Source organism: Mesorhizobium sp. P3_A10, from assembly GCF_056403175.1.
The window spans coordinates 724,066-740,139 of record NZ_JBFUFZ010000001.1 but is presented as its reverse complement, the minus strand read 5'-3'; the positions used below and the strand labels follow the sequence as shown (position 1 = coordinate 740,139).

General features: G+C 62.3%; 17 protein-coding genes. 13 read left to right on the top strand and 4 right to left on the bottom strand.

The window, feature by feature from the left end:
• Window positions 1–125: 125 nt before the first annotated feature.
• The 13 genes from AC1DXU_RS03510 to AC1DXU_RS03450 all read left to right on the top strand — a co-directional run bounded on the left by AC1DXU_RS03510 (window position 126) and on the right by AC1DXU_RS03450 (window position 12,561).
• The gene (locus AC1DXU_RS03510; protein WP_477364405.1) at window positions 126–2,123 is read left to right on the top strand and encodes a conjugal transfer protein TraG; all 1,998 of its coding nucleotides are present in this window, start codon (window positions 126–128) and stop codon (window positions 2,121–2,123) included.
• 55 nt (window positions 2,124–2,178) lie between these two features.
• Window positions 2,179–2,580 carry a CopG family transcriptional regulator gene (locus AC1DXU_RS03505; protein ID WP_477365991.1) on the top strand — a complete coding sequence of 134 codons (402 nt, stop codon included), beginning with the start codon at window positions 2,179–2,181 and terminating at the stop codon, window positions 2,578–2,580.
• Between the two features lie 214 nt (window positions 2,581–2,794).
• On the top strand, window positions 2,795–3,793 hold the full coding sequence (trbB, locus tag AC1DXU_RS03500; protein WP_477365988.1) for a P-type conjugative transfer ATPase TrbB: 999 nt from the start codon (window positions 2,795–2,797) through the stop codon (window positions 3,791–3,793).
• A 49-nt stretch (window positions 3,794–3,842) separates the two neighbouring features.
• On the top strand, window positions 3,843–4,106 hold the full coding sequence (locus tag AC1DXU_RS03495; RefSeq protein ID WP_245461199.1) for a TrbC/VirB2 family type IV secretion system protein: 264 nt from the start codon (window positions 3,843–3,845) through the stop codon (window positions 4,104–4,106).
• Window positions 4,106–4,369, top strand: a complete 264-nt coding sequence (locus AC1DXU_RS03490; RefSeq protein ID WP_477364403.1) for a VirB3 family type IV secretion system protein — start codon at window positions 4,106–4,108, stop codon at window positions 4,367–4,369. The genes AC1DXU_RS03495 and AC1DXU_RS03490 overlap by 1 nt, the downstream gene beginning before the upstream one ends.
• Before the next feature lie 13 nt (window positions 4,370–4,382).
• On the top strand, window positions 4,383–6,935 hold the full coding sequence (trbE, locus tag AC1DXU_RS03485; protein ID WP_477364400.1) for a conjugal transfer protein TrbE: 2,553 nt from the start codon (window positions 4,383–4,385) through the stop codon (window positions 6,933–6,935).
• A 32-nt stretch (window positions 6,936–6,967) separates the two neighbouring features.
• On the top strand, window positions 6,968–7,681 hold the full coding sequence (gene trbJ / locus AC1DXU_RS03480; RefSeq protein WP_477365985.1) for a P-type conjugative transfer protein TrbJ: 714 nt from the start codon (window positions 6,968–6,970) through the stop codon (window positions 7,679–7,681).
• A gap of 22 nt (window positions 7,682–7,703) precedes the next feature.
• Window positions 7,704–8,018 carry a putative entry exclusion protein TrbK-alt gene (gene trbK-alt, locus AC1DXU_RS03475; RefSeq protein ID WP_477364397.1) on the top strand — a complete coding sequence of 105 codons (315 nt, stop codon included), beginning with the start codon at window positions 7,704–7,706 and terminating at the stop codon, window positions 8,016–8,018.
• The gene (gene trbL, locus AC1DXU_RS03470; RefSeq protein ID WP_477364394.1) at window positions 8,015–9,385 is read left to right on the top strand and encodes a P-type conjugative transfer protein TrbL; all 1,371 of its coding nucleotides are present in this window, start codon (window positions 8,015–8,017) and stop codon (window positions 9,383–9,385) included. The genes trbK-alt and trbL overlap by 4 nt, the downstream gene beginning before the upstream one ends.
• Entirely contained in the window at window positions 9,382–10,068 is a 687-nt protein-coding gene (gene trbF / locus AC1DXU_RS03465; protein ID WP_477364391.1) for a conjugal transfer protein TrbF, read from the top strand. The genes trbL and trbF overlap by 4 nt, the downstream gene beginning before the upstream one ends.
• Window positions 10,065–11,126: a P-type conjugative transfer protein TrbG gene (gene trbG / locus AC1DXU_RS03460; protein ID WP_477364388.1), complete on the top strand. Its 1,062-nt coding sequence runs from the start codon at window positions 10,065–10,067 to the stop codon at window positions 11,124–11,126. The genes trbF and trbG overlap by 4 nt, the downstream gene beginning before the upstream one ends.
• On the top strand, window positions 11,123–12,337 hold the full coding sequence (locus tag AC1DXU_RS03455; RefSeq protein ID WP_477364385.1) for a TraB/TrbI/VirB10 family type IV secretion system protein: 1,215 nt from the start codon (window positions 11,123–11,125) through the stop codon (window positions 12,335–12,337). Before trbG ends, AC1DXU_RS03455 begins: the two co-directional genes overlap by 4 nt.
• Window positions 12,334–12,561, top strand: a complete 228-nt coding sequence (locus AC1DXU_RS03450) for a DUF2274 domain-containing protein (RefSeq protein ID WP_477364382.1) — start codon at window positions 12,334–12,336, stop codon at window positions 12,559–12,561. The genes AC1DXU_RS03455 and AC1DXU_RS03450 overlap by 4 nt, the downstream gene beginning before the upstream one ends.
• Here the strand turns inward: AC1DXU_RS03450 and AC1DXU_RS03445 are convergent.
• From AC1DXU_RS03445 to AC1DXU_RS03430, 4 genes are all read right to left on the bottom strand, one after another.
• On the bottom strand, window positions 12,553–13,047 hold the full coding sequence (locus tag AC1DXU_RS03445; protein WP_477364379.1) for a LysR family transcriptional regulator: 495 nt from the start codon (window positions 13,045–13,047) through the stop codon (window positions 12,553–12,555). The two genes, AC1DXU_RS03450 and AC1DXU_RS03445, sit on opposite strands and share 9 nt — an antisense overlap.
• A gap of 47 nt (window positions 13,048–13,094) precedes the next feature.
• Window positions 13,095–13,703 carry an acyl-homoserine-lactone synthase gene (locus AC1DXU_RS03440; protein WP_477364376.1) on the bottom strand — a complete coding sequence of 203 codons (609 nt, stop codon included), beginning with the start codon at window positions 13,701–13,703 and terminating at the stop codon, window positions 13,095–13,097.
• Between the two features lie 79 nt (window positions 13,704–13,782).
• Window positions 13,783–14,571, bottom strand: a complete 789-nt coding sequence (locus tag AC1DXU_RS03435) for a helix-turn-helix transcriptional regulator (protein WP_477364373.1) — start codon at window positions 14,569–14,571, stop codon at window positions 13,783–13,785.
• Window positions 14,572–14,996: 425 nt separating this feature from the next.
• Complete coding sequence (locus tag AC1DXU_RS03430; RefSeq protein ID WP_477364370.1) at window positions 14,997–16,058, bottom strand: peptidase M14; 1,062 nt, start codon at window positions 16,056–16,058, stop codon at window positions 14,997–14,999.
• Between the last annotated feature and the right edge of the window lie 16 nt (window positions 16,059–16,074).

The following is a 16,074-nucleotide window of genomic DNA, read 5'->3' as shown; positions in this document are numbered from 1 at the left end:
CGTAACCAGCAAGTCTTTCCACGTCGGCCCACGCCATATTGCCGTGGCCGGCCCTTTGTTCTTGCGTGTCCGAAACCTCGACACTTTCTATCTGCTCACGCTTGTTCATCCCCGAGGAGAGAGAAGTGCCGGCGACCAAGATATTGTGGGGCCAGATTCTCACCGTGCTCCTGATCGTGATCGGCACCACCTGGTGCGCGACACAGTGGACGGCATGGCGACTGGGCTTCCAGCCACAACTCGGTTCGCCCTGGTTCGATTTCGCTGGCCAGTCCGTCTATCCCCCTCCTGCATTCTTCTGGTGGTGGTTTTTCTACGACGCCTATGCGCCGGCGGTCTTTCTCGAAGGGGCACTGATCGCGGCGAGCGGAAGCTTTGTTGCAATCGCGGTCGCCATCGGCATGTCGGTGTGGCGTGCGCGCGAGGCGAAGAACGCGGCCACCTATGGGTCGGCGCGCTGGGCGACGCAGGAGGAAGTCTTGGCCGAAGGCATGATTGGCCCCGATGGTGTCGTGCTGGGCAAGCTCGATGAGAATTATCTGCGCCACGACGGTCCGGAGCACATTCTGTGCTTCGCGCCGACACGCAGCGGCAAGGGCGTCGGCCTCGTGGTACCGTCGCTGCTGACCTGGCCGGGTTCGGCGATCGTTCATGACATCAAGGGAGAGAACTGGGAACTGACGGCCGGCTGGCGGTCGCGCTTTGGTCGCGTCCTCCTGTTCGATCCGACCAACGGCGCCTCGGCCGCCTACAATCCACTGCTCGAGGTGCGGCGCGGCGAATGGGAAGTCCGCGACGTCCAGAACGTCGCCGACGTGTTGGTCGATCCCGAGGGCTCATTGGAGCGCAGGAACCATTGGGAGAAAACCAGCCACGCGCTGCTGGTCGGCGCCATCCTGCATGTTCTCTATGCCGAGAACGACAAGACGCTGGCCGGCGTTGCCAACTTCCTATCCGATCCGCAACGGCCAATCGAAACGACATTGCGCACCATGATGCTGACGCGCCATCTGGGTGAGGGCGGCCCGCATCCGGTCGTGGCGTCGGCCGCACGCGAACTGCTCAACAAGTCGGAGAACGAGCGCTCCGGTGTGCTCTCGACGGCCATGAGTTTTCTGGGCCTCTACCGTGACCCTGTGGTGGCCAGGGTGACGTCTCGCTGCGACTGGCGGATTGCCGATCTTGTCGAAGGCGCGCGCCCGACGACCCTCTATCTGGTCGTCCCGCCATCGGACATCAGCCGCACCAAGCCACTCATTCGCCTCGTGCTCAATCAGATCGGCCGGAGGCTGACTGAGGATCTGCACGCAAAGGACCAGCGACAACGCCTTCTGATGATGCTCGACGAGTTCCCCGCGCTCGGGCGGCTTGATTTCTTCGAAAGCGCGCTGGCCTTCATGGCTGGCTACGGCATCAAGTCTTTCCTAATTGCCCAATCGCTCAACCAGATCGAAAAGGCCTACGGGCCCAATAACTCCATCCTCGACAATTGCCATGTGCGGGTCAGCTTCGCCACCAATGACGAGCGGACTGCCAAGCGCGTTTCGGATTCGCTTGGGACGGCGACCGAGATGCGAGCCATGAAGAACTATGCCGGACACAGGTTATCGCCTTGGCTTGGGCATCTGATGGTGTCGCGGCAGGAGACGGCGCGTGCGCTATTGACGCCTGGTGAGATCATGCAACTCCCGCCGACCGATGCAGTCGTCATGGTGTCGGGCCTGTTTCCGATCCGGGCGAAGAAAGTTCGCTATTTCGCCGATCCGCGCCTGGCCGAGCGGGTGCTGTCGCCGCCGGAGCCCGAAATGGCCAAGGGAACATCCCGGGCCGACGACTGGACTGGCGCAACAGTTCCTGCGGCGTTGGAAGGCAGTCCTCTGCAATCGAAACCCTCAGCAGATTTGCAGGATGAGGATTCGGCCAATGGCGGTATTCGCCGCCAGCCTGAACTCCCCGAATACGAGGACATCGCGCCTGCGCGGACGGCGCAGCGCGACGACGAGTTCGACCTCGATAGGGACGAAACTGACGATGAGGCCGTCCGTCGGCGCGCGGTCGATCAGGTCATGCGGCGCGCCGCACGGCAGGCCGCCCTCGATCCGAACGACGGCATTGAGCTTTGAGCCCTTGAAGAACGCCAAGAAAAAACGGCTTTCCGCCTATCTCGATCCTGACGTGATGAACGCGTTGGCCGACTACTCTGCTCGGCGCGATGTCTCGCTGTCATTAATCGCCGAGGCTGCGATCGCGTCATTCTTGTCTCCGGACGCCGAGGAACGGAAGGAGGCGGCAATCACCCGCCGCCTCGACCAGATCGACCGGCGCGTCCAACGCGTCGAGCGCGATGTCGGCATTGCCATCGAAACATTGGCGCTGTTCGTACGCTTCTGGCTGAACTCGACACCTGCACTGCCGGAATCCGCGCAAGCCGAAGCCCGTGCGAAGGGATTGCAACGCTACGATGGTTTTGTCGACGCGCTCGGCCGCAGGTTGAGCAAAGGGCCAAAACTCAGGCAGGAAATTGCTGAGGACGTGCCGCCTGCGTCGCCAGCCGACGCGGATGATTCCCCGGCGAGATAGGCAACGGTGGCAAGCCGACGAGGCCGCCGCACCGCATTTCGCAAGTCTCTGCACGTCGCATCACGATCACTCGTTTTGCTTGTTGCATGGCCGATGTTCCTGCCTCTTCTAATCGTCCCCGACCGCGGCACGAACCAACTCGCCGCAGGAAACGGGGAGTATCGTGGCAGTCAGATACCAGTCTATTGACGAGGCGGTTTCACGCGGGGCGCGCATGCTGCGCACGGCCCTTGGACCTGCCATTGCCGGGTTCCTTGAAGATCCCGATATCGTCGAGGTGATGCTCAACCCCGATGGGCGTCTGTGGGTCGACCGGCTGAAGGAAGGACTTGTCGCCACCGATGGAGTCCTGATCCCCGCCGACGGCGAGCGCATCGTGCGATTGGTCGCGCACCATGTCGGCGCCGAGGTGCATCCTGGCAGCCCTCGTGTTTCGGCCGAACTGCCGGAAACAGGCGAGCGCTTCGAGGGCCTGCTGCCGCCTGTTGTGGCGGCACCCACCTTCGCCATCCGCAAGCCCGCCGTTGCCGTGTTCACCCTCGAAGATTATGTCGTCACCGGCATCATGACGGGACCCCAAGCCGACGTGCTGAGGCTCGCCGTCGAAAAGCGGAAGAATTTGCTGGTCGCCGGTGGTACGTCGACCGGGAAGACCACCCTGGTCAATGCGCTGCTGGCCGAAGTAGCGAAGACCGCAGACCGCGTGGTGCTGATCGAGGACACGCGCGAGCTGCGGTGTACTGCACCCAATCTTGTGGCGTTGCGCACAAAAGATGGCGTCGCCTCGCTTTCCGATCTGGTGAAGTCGTCCCTGCGGCTTCGCCCGGACCGCATCCCGATCGGCGAAGTGCGCGGCGCCGAAGCACTTGATCTGCTGAAGGCGTGGGGCACGGGCCACCCCGGCGGCATCGGCACCATCCACGCCAGTTCCGCCCTTGGCGCACTGCGCCGTCTCGAGCAGCTCGTTCAGGAGGCCGTCATAACGGTTCCACGCGCGCTCATTGCCGAAACCGTCGACCTCATCGCGGTCCTCGCTGGCCGCGGTTCAGCCCGCCGTCTCATTGAGATCGCCTGGGTCGACGGGCTCGATCCCACCACCGACGATTACCGCACCCTCGAAGCCAAGCTCGAGACCAAATCAACCGGCAATCCCCAATCCCTCATGGAGCTCCAGAATGAATCCGATCCGCTTCACTGCATCGTCTATCCGTAAGCTTGGTGCGGTGCTCCCGAAAGCCTCGGCGACCGCTGGGGTCGCCGCGATGATGATCGCGCCTGCACACGCCGCAGGCTCTTCCATGCCGTGGGAAGAACCGCTTCAGCAGATCCTTGAATCTGTCGAGGGACCGGTCGCCAAGATCGTGGCGGTGATCATCATCATCGTCACCGGCCTGTCGCTCGCCTTCGGCGACACGTCCGGAGGATTTAGGCGCCTGATCCAGATCGTGTTCGGGCTGTCGATCGCCTTCGCCGCCAGTTCTTTCTTCCTGTCCTTCTTCTCGTTCGGCGGCGGGGCGCTGATCTGATGGAACAAGACGTTCGCGACTTTTTCTCGCCAGTACATCGCGCGCTCACCGAACCGATCCTGCTCGGCGGCGCGCCGCGCGCGGTCGCCATTGCCAATGGCACGCTCGCCAGCGCCGTAGGGTTCGGCCTTCGCCTCTGGATCGCAGGTCTCGTCATATGGGCGATTGGCCATTTCGCAGCCGTCTGGGCCGCAAAGCGCGATGCGCAATTCGTCGACGTGGTTCGCAGGCACCTACGCTATCCCGCGCATTTCGGTTGCTGAGAGGGTTTTCGAGATGATGAACCTCGCTGAATATCGAAAGCGCTCATCGAGCCTCGCTGACTATCTACCCTGGGCGGCACTGGTTGCGCCTGGTGTGGTGCTCAACAAGGATGGCTCGTTCCAGCGAACCGCCCGTTTCCGCGGCCCCGATTTGGATTCCGCCACGCCGGCGGAACTGGTCGGGACCACGGCGCGGCTGAACAGTTCGCTTCGCCGCCTCGGGTCAGGCTGGGTGATCTTCGTCGAAGCCGTCCGGTTGGCCGCGCAGCACTATCCCGAAGGTCTCTTCCCGGACAGCGCCTCGGCGTTGATCGATCTCGAACGCCGTGAACAGTTCGAGGGTGACGCCAATCATGAATCCTCCTTCCAATGGTCCGACCGCAGGTCAGACGGGGAACTGTTCGAGAGCAGTTTTTTTCTTACGCTCGTCTGGCTTCCGCCGGCCGAGGAAGCCTCGCGCATCGAGAGCTGGCTCTACGAAGGCCGGGAAAAAGGCGGCGTCGATCCGTGGGAATTTCTGAAGAGTTTCGTGGACCGCACCGACCGCGTCCTGAACCTCGTCGAAGGTTTTGTCCCGGAGGCCGTCTGGCTCGATGATGGCGAGACGCTGACCTACCTCCACTCCTGCGTTTCCACCAAGCGCCATCATGTCCGTGTCCCCGAGACGCCGATGCATCTCGATGCGCTTCTTATCGATCAACCGCTCGCCGGCGGGCTAGAGCCGAGGCTCGGCGATGTCCATCTGCGCACGCTCACCATCGTCGGTTTCCCCACCGCGACTTTTCCGGGGATACTCGACGATCTCAATCGGCTTGCCTTCCCCTACCGCTGGTCGACGCGTGCGATCATGCTCGACAAGGCTGACGCCACCAAGCTGCTGACGAAAATCCGCCGGCAGTGGTTCGCCAAGCGCAAGTCCGTCGCCTCGATCCTCAAGGAAGTGATGACCAATGAGGCATCCGTCCTCATCGACACGGACGCCGCCAACAAGGCGGCCGATGCGGACGCTGCCCTTCAGGACCTTGGCTCCGACCAGATTGGCCAAGCCTATGTCACCGCCACGGTAACGGTATGGGATGCCGATCCGTCAATCGCCGGCGAGAAACTTAGGCTGGTCGAGAAAGTCATTCAGGGCAAGGACTTCACCTGTATCGCCGAAGGCATCAACGCAATCGAGGCCTGGCTCGGCAGCATTCCCGGCCACGTCTATGCGAATGTCCGCCAGCCGCCGCTGTCGACGCTGAATCTCGCTCACATGATTCCAATCTCGGCAGTTTGGGCTGGACCGGTTGAGGATGAGCATTTTGCTGCTCCGCCACTATTCTTCGCCCGGACCGAAGGCGCGACCCCGTTCCGGTTCAGCCTGCATGTCGGCGATGTCGGTCACACTCTAATTGTTGGCCCGACAGGTGCGGGAAAGTCGGTCTTGCTGGCCCTGATGGCGCTGCAGTTCCGGCGCTATGAAAACAATCAGATCTTTGCCTTCGACTTCGGCGGCTCAATCCGTGCAGCCATGCTGGCCATGGACGGCGACTGGCACAATCTCGGTAGCAATGCGGTGAGCGGGCAGGGAGCGGACGATCCGCTTGCTCTGCTGACCCCGGCCGATTTGTCGGACGACGTCGACACCGTCTCGCTACAGCCGCTTGGCGGCATCCACCAAACTCCAGAGCGCGCTTGGGCAGCCGACTGGCTGGTCGACATTCTTCTGCGCGAAGGCGTTCCCGTCACGCCGGAGGTGAAAGAACATCTCTGGTCGGCGCTGACCTCGTTGGCCTCTGCGCCGGTAGAGGAACGGACGCTGACTGGCTTGACGGCGCTGCTGCAGTCCTCGCCGTTGAAGCAGGCACTGCGGCCCTATTGTATTGGCGGTCCATATGGCCGTCTGCTCGACGCCGAGCACGAGCGTCTTGGTGAAGCTTCAGTCCAGGCCTTCGAGACCGAGGGGCTGATCGGTACGGGTGCGGCACCGGCGGTGCTCGCCTATCTCTTCCATCGTATCGAGCAACGGATGGATGGCAGGCCGACGCTGCTGATCATCGATGAGGGCTGGCTGGCGCTAGACGATGGTGGCTTCGCCGATCAGCTTCGCGAATGGCTGAAGACCCTTCGCAAGAAGAATGCTTCCGTCGTCTTCGCCACGCAGTCGCTCTCAGACATCGACGGCAGCAGGATCGCACCGGCCATCGTCGAGAGCTGTCCGACGCGGCTGTTCCTGCCGAACGAGCGCGCGATCGAGCCACAGATCACTCAGATATACAGACGTTTCGGCCTCAACGACCGCCAGATCGAAATCGTCGCGCGGGCAACGCCAAAGCGCGACTACTACTGCCAGTCACGGCGCGGCAACCGGTTGTTCGAACTGGGCCTTGGTCCGATCGCGCTCGCACTGTGCGCCGCATCGTCCAAGTCCGATCAAGCGGCGATCGATCGGATCATCATTGAGGCTGGCCGAGACCATTTCCTCGAGGCCTGGCTTTCCGATCGCGGTCTTTCCTGGGCCGCTGACCTCATTCCCGATCTCACCAATGTCATCGACCATTCCGCAAAGGAGGTTTCTCCATGAAGTCCGTTCTTGCACGTCACCGCATCCGCCGCATGGCCACCGCCGGCGCACTTGCCGCCGCTGTTGCGCTTTCAGTGGTACCGGCATCGGCGTTCATCGTTTTTGACCCCAGGAACTACGCCGAGAACCTGCTTTCAGCATCGCGAGCCCTCGAGCTGATCCAGAACCAGGTCACCTCGCTTCAGAACGAAGCGCAAATGCTGATCAACCAGGCAAAGAATCTTACCTCGCTGCCGACCTCGTTGCTTGGCCAGATCGAAAGCAATTTTTCCGAGATGAAGAACCTGCTCGGCGAGGCCGACAGACTCGCCTACAGCGTCCAGGACATCGAGAGCCAGTTTACTTCGACCTACGAGAATTTCGGCTCGGATCTTTCCAGCCAGCAGCTTGTCGATGGCGCGCGTGAACGCTGGCAGACATCTGTCTCGGCCTTCGAGCATTCCTTGAAGGCCGGCGCCGTCGCCGTCGACAACATCGAAGGGACACAGCAACAGACGAGTGCTTTGGTCGACGCCAGCCAATCGGCCGTCGGCGTGCTGCAGGCGACGCAGGCCGGCAATCAGCTTCTCGCCGTGCAGGCGAAACAGGTCGCCGATCTCACAGCCATGTTGGCTGCGCAGGGCAGAGCCGATGCCCTGGAGCAAGCGAGGAAAGCTGCGGCTCAGGAGCAGGCACGGGAACAGTTCAACCGCTTCATGACCGGCAGTGGTTACAGCCCGTCCTCGGTCCGCATGTTCCACGACTGAGGTTTTTCCCATGGACCTGAGAATGACGGCGCGACTTGTCGCGGTGACGGCGCTCGCGCTGGCGGTCGCCGCGACCATCGTGTCGCGCAACGATGACAGATACACGTCACCGCCGATCTTGCGCCCGGCCGATCCCGATGGCGGACCGCTCGCCCGCGAGCTTAAGCGTTGCCGCCAGCTCGGGGAGCGCGCGGTCGACGAAGCGGCGTGTAAGGCGGCCTGGGAAGAGAATCGCAAGCGCTTCTTCATGCCCGCCGACAGCGACAAGCCGGCTTGGCCAGCGGACGACCGCTTCGACCGGATCGACCGTTCGATTGGCGAGAACAAGAAGCCATGAACGACACCGGCGTTATCGACCGCTTCCTGGAGACCTTTACCCGCTACATCGATTCCGGGTTCGGCTTGCTTGGTGGGGAAGTCGCGTTCCTCACCTCCACCCTGATCGTCATCGACGTCACGCTCGCCGGCCTGTTCTGGGCCTGGGGTGCTGACGAGGACGTGCTGCACCGGCTGGTGAAGAAGACGCTCTATATCGGCTTCTTCGCTTTCATCATCGGCAACTTCAATTATCTCGCCGGCATCGTCTTCGAGAGTTTTTCCGGGCTCGGCCTGAAGGCTGGAGGATCCGCACTTTCGGGCTCCGCACTGCTGCAGCCGGGCCGCGTCGCGCAGGTCGGCATCGATGCCGGCAATCCGATCCTCGAGGCCGCGAGCCAGCTGATGGGCTACGTCTCCTTCTTCGAAAATTTTGTTCAGATCGCGGTGCTGATGATCGCCTGGGCAATCGTCCTGATCGCCTTCTTCATCCTCGCCGTCCAGATCTTCGTAACGCTGATCGAGTTCAAGCTGACGACCCTTGCTGGCTTCATTCTGATCCCTTTCGCGCTGTTCAACCGGACCGCCTTCCTCGCCGAAAAAGTGCTCGGCAACATCGTCGCCTCGGGCGTGAAGATTCTGGTACTCGCCGTCATCGTTGGGATCGGCTCAGGCCTCTTCAGCGAGTTCACTCAAGGTTTTGGCGGGGAGCAGCCGACGATCACGGATGCGCTGTCGCTTGTGCTGGGCGCTCTGTCGCTGATGGGGCTCTCGATCTTTGGTCCGGGCATTGCGACGGGCCTGGTTTCCGGTGCCCCGCAACTTGGCGCGGGTGCTGCCGTTGGTACGAGCCTCGCTGCCGTGGGCCTTGGTGCCGCCGGCGCCATGGGCGCTCGAGCCACCTTGAGCGGTACCGCGAGTGCTATCGGGGCCGGAGGGCGCATGTCGGCGGCCGCGGCGCGTGGTGGAGCGCATCTAGCCGGCAGCACCTCGACAGCCTGGGGACTTGCCGCCGCCACATCCGGGCAGAGCAGCCCAGGTTCAATCGCCGCCGGCGTGGCGGGTGTCGCCAAAGCGGGTGCCGGCTCCGCCATCCAACCGGTGAAGCAGGCAATGTCGCGTGCGGCCTCAGCCCTGTCTTCCAGCCAGCAGGCCGGCCGTTCTGCCGCCTGGACCGCGACCGGTGGAGTGCAGCCACCGGGAACTGCCTCCCCAGCTGGTGTGCCGGCCGCCGAATTCGGTGCGGGATCGCCGCCGGCCTGGGCCGCTCGCATGAAGCGCGGCCAGACCATGAGCCATGGCGCCAGCATGGCAGCCCACTCCGTCCGCTCCGGCGACCACGGCGGCGGCTCGACGAACGTTTCCCTCAATCAGGATGATCGCCGATGAACCTCTTCAGACGAGCTTCCGTTCGTTACGGAAAGACCCCGCAACCTGAGACACCCCATCAGCGTGCAGCCCAAGTCTGGGATGAGCGCATCGGCTCGGCTCGTGTGCAGGCGAAAAACTGGCGCTTGATGGCCTTCGGCTCGCTCGTCCTGGCCGGCGGTTTTGCTTTCGCTTTGGTCTGGCAGTCGACGCGCGGCACCGTGGTTCCCTGGGTGGTACAGGTCGACAAATTCGGTGAGGCGCAGGCCATCTCCCCGGCCACTGCCGACTATCGTCCAACCGATCCGCAGATCGCATGGCATCTCGCCCGATTCGTCGAGCAGGTCAGAAGCATCGCGGACGATCCCGTCATTGTCCGTCAGAACTGGTTGCGCGCCTACGACTACACGACCGATCGCGGCGCCGTCTCTTTGAACGACTACGCCCGCCTGAACGATCCTTTTACCAAGGTCGGCAAGATCCAGATCGCGGTCGATGTCTCCAGTGTCATCCGCGCCTCGGAGGACTCGTTCCGCGTTGCCTGGATCGAGCGCCGCTATGAGAACGGCAGTCTCGCCAACACTGAGCGTTGGACTGCCATCCTCACAATTGTCATCCAACCACCCCGCGACGCCGACCGGCTGAAGACCAATCCGCTCGGCGTCTACGTCAACGCCATCAACTGGTCGAAGGAACTTTCATGATGCGTGCGGCACGAACACCCAAAACGACGAGACAGATCGCCCGCAACGTGATCAAAGCGCGGCTGCTTGCCGCGGCACTGCTGTCGGCGACAGCGCTCGCCGGCTGCGCCTCGAGAAAATACATTCCGCCCGAGATCCAATATGACGATGCGGTGCCTGCGGTGCGGAAGGTCGACCCACCTGGTCCCGTAAAGGTGGTGGAATTGCCGAAGCCCATGCCGCTCCCCGGCCAGTTGAAGCCTGTCGAGATCAGCAAGGCCAAGGCGGAACCAGCCGATCCCAAACAGCGGATCAGCCAGGCAAATGAGGCGGCGCGGATGCAGCCGGTCCGCAATGGCTTTGTCAACGCGATCCAGCTCTATCCCTGGAGCGAAGGCGCGCTCTACCAGATCTACGCCGCGCCCGGCCAGGTCACCGACATCGCCCTGCAGCCGGGCGAGCAGCTTGTCGGCTCCGGTCCGGTCGCCGCCGGCGACACGGTGCGCTGGATCATCGGCGACACGCAGAGCGGGGCAGGGGATCGGCTTCAGGTCCACATCCTCGTCAAGCCGACAAGGCCAGAGCTCCAGACCAACCTTGTCATCAACAGCGATCGCCGCACCTATCATCTCGAGCTGCGATCGACCGAAAAGACCTACATGGCCTCCGTGTCCTGGCAATACCCGCAGGACCAGCTGATCGCGCTCCGGCGCCAGAACGTCCAGGCTTCCGCAGCACAGCCTGTCGCCGCCGGCGTCGACATCCAGAAACTCAATTTTCGCTATCGCGTCGAAGGCGATGCAGCACCCTGGAGGCCACTTCGCGCTTTCGACGACGGCGCAAAGGTCTACATCGAATTCCCGCCGGGCATAGGCCAGGGGGAGATGCCGCCGCTCTTCGTCATCGGCCCGTCGGGTGGCTCCGAACTGGTCAACTACCGCGCCCGCCAGAATTACTACGTTGTCGACCGGCTGTTCGCCGCCGCCGAACTGCGGCTCGGCGACAAGACGAGCGAGAAGCGTGTCCGTATCGTTCGCACCGACGGCCGACCCCAGCGCAGTGTGGGGCTGTTCCGATGAGCGGCGCTGCAAATGTCCCGAACCCGGACATCAGGGCGCAACTGCACCTGCGGCCTGAACCCGCTGGGGTAACGCGGCTGTCGCGCAAAGTGCTGATCGGACTTGGAGGTGTCGTCAGCGTTGCGATCCTTGGCACACTGATCTGGGCGCTTGATACCAGACGACGCGGCAACGAGCAGCCCTCGGAGCTCTTCACTACGGAAAACCGTGCCACGCCTGACGGGCTGCAGGCGCTGCCAAAGGATTACTCCGGCGTCCCGAAACTTGGCCCCGCGCTTCCCGGCGATCTCGGACGGCCGATCCTGCGCGCGCAGGAACGTGGACAGCCAGCCGAGGTGCCGGACATCAGCGCGCCGCGCGCCGATCCTGACGAGCAGCGCCGCCGGGCAGAGATCGAGGCAGCGCGCGTCGCAAAACTGTTTGCCGACTCCAATGCGCGGGCAAATCCGGTGCGACAGGGTGCTGGTGCAGGACATACCGTTGCGGACGCCATGTCCGGCTTGACGGGGCCGGCCGAACCGCCGGCAATCGATCCAGGTTCCGCTCAGAACGTGCAGGACCGCAAACTCGCCTTCGTCAATGCCGAACCAGACCGACGCACCGTCAGCTCCGATCGTCTCGCCGAAAAGGCCTCGCCCTATATCGTTCAGGCCGGCACGATCATCCCTGCCGCGCTCATCACGGGAATTCGTTCCGATCTTCCCGGCGAGATCACAGCTCAGGTCACCGAGAACGTCTACGACACCCCGTCAGGTTCGTACCTGCTGATCCCCCAGGGCGCAAAAATGATTGGCCAGTACGACAGCCAGGTCGCCTTTGGACAGTCGCGCGTGCTCCTCGTCTGGAACCGGCTCATCATGCCGGACGGCACCTCCATCGTCCTGGAGCGTCAACAGGGCGCGGATGCTCAAGGTTTTTCCGGGCTCGAGGACGAGGTCGACCATCACTGGGGGCAATTGTTTCGCGCCGCGGCGCTCTCGACCCTGCTCGGCATCGGGACATCGCTTGGTTCCAGCAGCGATGAGAGCGACATCGCCAAGGCCATCCGCGAAGGTGCGCAGGATTCGGCGAGCAATATCGGTCAGCAGATTGTGCGCGACCAGCTGAACGTCCAGCCAACACTTACCATCCGGCCCGGTTTTCCGGTTCGTGTCATCGTCAATCGCGACCTTGTACTGGCGCCCTATGGCACAGCAAAGGAGCCCTCATGATCAAGCTGAAACTTTCCGCCATTCCCGATGATCGGCCGGTCAAGATCACAGTCGAACTGCCCGCGACCGTTCACCGCGATCTCGTCGCCTACGCCGAAGTGCTCGGACGCGAGACGGACCAGAAAGTTGCCGATCCGGCAAAGCTGATCGCGCCGATGCTGGCACGATTCATGACGACCGATCGTGCGTTCAGCCGAGCCCGACGCGTCTCTAAGTCAGGGTAAGCGGGTCGCGGCACGTTTCTCTTCCACGAAGCGCAGGGCAATATCCGGCCTGCTCCGAATGAAGTCGGCAACTGCATCCAGAAACTCCGTTGCGTGCAAGGACGCGTCGAAGCCGATCGACACCCTGTCGGTTTGTCCATCTCGGGCCGTCTTGACCATGGCGAGTGTGCCGTCGAGGTCAGTCAGAACGCGGCGAAGGTTGCGCAGGAATTCGACGCCAGCCAGGGTTGGCCGAACACCGCCTGTGTGACGTTCGAACAGAACCGCTCCAAGCGAGTGCTCAAGGTCACGGACGCGCCGGCTCAGAGCAGAATGGTGGATCCCCATGCGTCGAGAGGCGCCGAGGAAGCTACCTTCTTCAGCAATGACGAGGGCGCAATCGAGCGTAATGAGCTGGACGCGTCGCCGCATCGCGCTTTCTGGAGACGTCTTGATCCACCCGCCAGCGTCCGTGAAGTGCTGCGTCGCCTCGTCCGTCGGCTCCATTGAAATATCTGGTTGTCGGGTGCTCCTCTCGGCCACGTTGCGAGCGTTCAACTGTCGACTGCGCCAGCCTGCGGGCCCGCCTTGCGCATTTCATGCAATCTGGCGAGTGTCCGCTCGTCGAAACTCGCGGTCACCGCCACTGTTTCCTCGTTGCCGATGATCCGCGGCAGGCCGAGCGGTGTGACCCTGAAATGCAGTTGCACGAGGCGGAGGAGCCAGAGTGGGTTCATCTCGATGATGATCGTATCGACGCCCCGGTCGAAACCCCATTCGACAATGCCGGAAAGGAGTGCATTCGCTACGGGGCTCAGCATCCTGCCGCGCTCGCGGTGGCCGGCTTCGACACAGTAACGCGTCCACTCCCAGATATTCGGACCGATGGGCGTCGCGCCTTCGCAGAGATCCGACAGGACTTCCGTGAGGAGGTGTGGCCTGGTCGATGGGAGCATCCGTTGATAGCCGACAACGCGGTTTTCAAACGTAAAAAGCATGTGGACCGCGTGCTCGTCGTCGAAGCGGTCGGTCTCGCGACCGTCCTCGCTCGCGAGTTCGGTCCAATTCTTTTCTTCGACGAAAACCCTATGTCGGAGTTGGAAGGCTTGGTCCATCTCGGCGCGATAGAGGTCGATATTCTCGCTTGTCACGATATGCAGCATCGGTTGTTCTCCGTTATGGAAGCCAACCGATTCTGGGCGTGCTAACAGGATTTCGGCATCACGAGATTCCGTGAGATGTCTAACTGATCAGGCCGAGTCGGAAGGCTTCGGCGACGGCGTGAATGGTGCTCGATACGCCTAGCCTCTCCCGGACCGCACGCAGATGAGTGTCCGCTGTGTTGCTGCTGATGTTTAGGCGCTCGGCGATATTGTCGAGAGTGAGTCCTTCAGACGCCCAATGAAGTACGTCCCGCTGCCGTGGCGACAAATGAACAGGATTGTAGTGATTTGGGGGCCCTGCGAGAACGTGCGCGCAACCAAGGGCGTAGGCACCCACGAGTTGGAGAGCTAGCTGCTCGCAAGGGTCGGGGTCCAGTTTGTCTCCGGCGATCGAGAAGCCGACCTGGTGTCGCTCGATAGTCGAGAATGCTATGGTCAAACCTTCACTCAGGCCAAACTCGGTTGCCTCCTGCATGATGCGGCGACCAAACGGGCAGACCTTGCATTGGGCGCTAACGTCGCTCCAACGAAACGGCCCGCTGGCCCTCCTCACGAGCAGGATCGTCGGATCACGGTAAAGATAGCCGTTCGAGAAGTAGCGGCTTGCCCATTCCTCAGGCCAAGCGTCAAGCACCACGTGCGACAGTTGCTCGCGCCGCGACAGACTTGGCGGCGGAATTACTCCGGCAAGTAGGTTCGTCGCGCCGAAGCGTGCTCCATAGGAGAGCAAGCATGCGCAGATTTCGGCGGCTTTACGGCTTCGCCGAATTTCCTCGAAAAGCCCGTACGTGTCGGCAAGATTACGTCGCCAGCTCCGGACTTGGTGGTTCGGTTTTGTCGAGGCCGTGCTTGGCTTCTTTTTCCCCATCGCTACTCACCTGAGATCGACCGACATCGCCCTATCCTTGGCGATCAGATCAAGTGCTCCGCGCCCTCAAGATGCTGAGTTCGCGGAGCTCGAGGGCCTGGGAGCCAAAACGTGGCGTGTTCCATAGTTGCGTGCGAGACCACCTTGAGCTTTGAAAATCGACATCCCTGTAGCCCATACATCTGGGACGCGCGCGATATTCCTTCGGGGTGCGAATGGGTTCAGTCGATGAAGTCTGCGACGCGGACGACGAAGACGCAAAGCCACGATTTATCTTCCCGTAGGGTATCGCGATGTAGATCAAGCATTCATCTTGCCGACGCGCGCTGCTCGAAGATCGGCTTTTTGAATCGCTACTACGCTCGCTCCCAGACCCAGCGCGCCGGCGTCGCCGTCCCGGCTTTCCACATCGGTAATGTTTCCGCCTAATCCTCTAGCGTCCCGTGCTTGGCTGCGGCGCTCGGCGCATCGCCGGCGAGCTTGAGCAGATCGTCCCCAGCCCGTGTCGAACGATGGCTGCGGCGCGTGAAGATGAAACCGGACTGGGGGGCGAGGACATCCACGCCGCCGCCTTCTTCGCCCGGCGCGTGCACAACGCTCGCCAGTCGCTGGCCTTTCTCGACTCGGTCGCCGGGCTTGACGTCGTAGAGGATGAAGCCTGCCTTCGGCGCAGGAAGTGTTTCGATCGTTTCGGTCGTCGCAACAGCACCGCTGAAGGGTTGCGGCGCGAGAACAGTAGGATCCTTCACGACGCCGCGCAGTACAAGAAACCGATAGAGGCCGCTCGCGTCGGATTCGGCCTTCGCCCGGTCCACGTTCCGGACGCCGCGATATTCGATCGTGGCGACAACGAGCCGGTCGAGGCGCGCCTTGTCTCTTGGCAATCGCAGATAGGGATGGACGGATGCTTCCTCGAAAGATCGCCCGCCTTCACCTTCGCGCCACAAGATCACCCCTTCCAGTCCCAGGGCTGCGGCGCAGTCGCTCATGGCAGGCCATAGCGCAGCGAAGGTATAGAGGTAGGCTACACCTTCGTCGTCGCAATGCAGATCGAGCACGATGTCATGCCCCACCGAAAGTTCGACGAGGCGCCTTTTCAGCCTTGCGTCGGCCATCGCCCTTGGATCCGGCGGCGGCAAGCTTGCGGCCTCCGGACGGGACGGCAAGGGAAAGTCCCGATTGAAGTTCGTGCGCGTGCCGAGGTGAAAACGGCCCTGGATCGTGCCAAAGAGGTGTTGCTCCCTACCAATGGGATTGGCCTGCGGGACAAGGGTGATATGTCCTCTGATCCTGTTCTCTGCCTCGGCGTTTCGCAGCATCGGCATCAGAACGTTTATCGCTGCCGTTCCAGGCAATTCGCCTGCGTGCAGTGCCGCCTGAAGGTATGCCCTTGGTGCGCATTCGTCGTTTCCCTTGAAACGGAACACGGGAAACGCGTAGCTCGCGCCCTCGGTATCACCCGAGATCGTCTCGACGGACTTTTCCATTTTGGGCTTCTCCTGG

Bases quoted from the DNA above. Each gene is read 5' to 3' on its own strand.
- trbJ (WP_477365985.1), top strand. From the start codon at position 6,968: ATGGCCACCGCCGGCGCACTTGCCGCCGCTGTTGCGCTTTCAGTGGTA.
- trbL (WP_477364394.1), top strand. From the start codon at position 8,015: ATGAACGACACCGGCGTTATCGACCGCTTCCTGGAGACCTTTACCCGC.
- AC1DXU_RS03490 (WP_477364403.1), top strand. From the start codon at position 4,106: ATGGAACAAGACGTTCGCGACTTTTTCTCGCCAGTACATCGCGCGCTC.
- trbF (WP_477364391.1), top strand. From the start codon at position 9,382: ATGAACCTCTTCAGACGAGCTTCCGTTCGTTACGGAAAGACCCCGCAA.
- trbK-alt (WP_477364397.1), top strand. From the start codon at position 7,704: ATGACGGCGCGACTTGTCGCGGTGACGGCGCTCGCGCTGGCGGTCGCC.
- AC1DXU_RS03450 (WP_477364382.1), top strand. From the start codon at position 12,334: ATGATCAAGCTGAAACTTTCCGCCATTCCCGATGATCGGCCGGTCAAG.
- AC1DXU_RS03435 (WP_477364373.1), bottom strand. From the start codon at position 14,571: ATGGGGAAAAAGAAGCCAAGCACGGCCTCGACAAAACCGAACCACCAA.
- trbB (WP_477365988.1), top strand. From the start codon at position 2,795: ATGCTGCGCACGGCCCTTGGACCTGCCATTGCCGGGTTCCTTGAAGAT.
- trbE (WP_477364400.1), top strand. From the start codon at position 4,383: ATGATGAACCTCGCTGAATATCGAAAGCGCTCATCGAGCCTCGCTGAC.
- AC1DXU_RS03445 (WP_477364379.1), bottom strand. From the start codon at position 13,047: ATGGAGCCGACGGACGAGGCGACGCAGCACTTCACGGACGCTGGCGGG.
- AC1DXU_RS03505 (WP_477365991.1), top strand. From the start codon at position 2,179: ATGAACGCGTTGGCCGACTACTCTGCTCGGCGCGATGTCTCGCTGTCA.
- AC1DXU_RS03440 (WP_477364376.1), bottom strand. From the start codon at position 13,703: ATGCTGCATATCGTGACAAGCGAGAATATCGACCTCTATCGCGCCGAG.
- AC1DXU_RS03495 (WP_245461199.1), top strand. From the start codon at position 3,843: ATGATGATCGCGCCTGCACACGCCGCAGGCTCTTCCATGCCGTGGGAA.
- trbG (WP_477364388.1), top strand. From the start codon at position 10,065: ATGATGCGTGCGGCACGAACACCCAAAACGACGAGACAGATCGCCCGC.
- AC1DXU_RS03430 (WP_477364370.1), bottom strand. From the start codon at position 16,058: ATGGAAAAGTCCGTCGAGACGATCTCGGGTGATACCGAGGGCGCGAGC.
- AC1DXU_RS03455 (WP_477364385.1), top strand. From the start codon at position 11,123: ATGAGCGGCGCTGCAAATGTCCCGAACCCGGACATCAGGGCGCAACTG.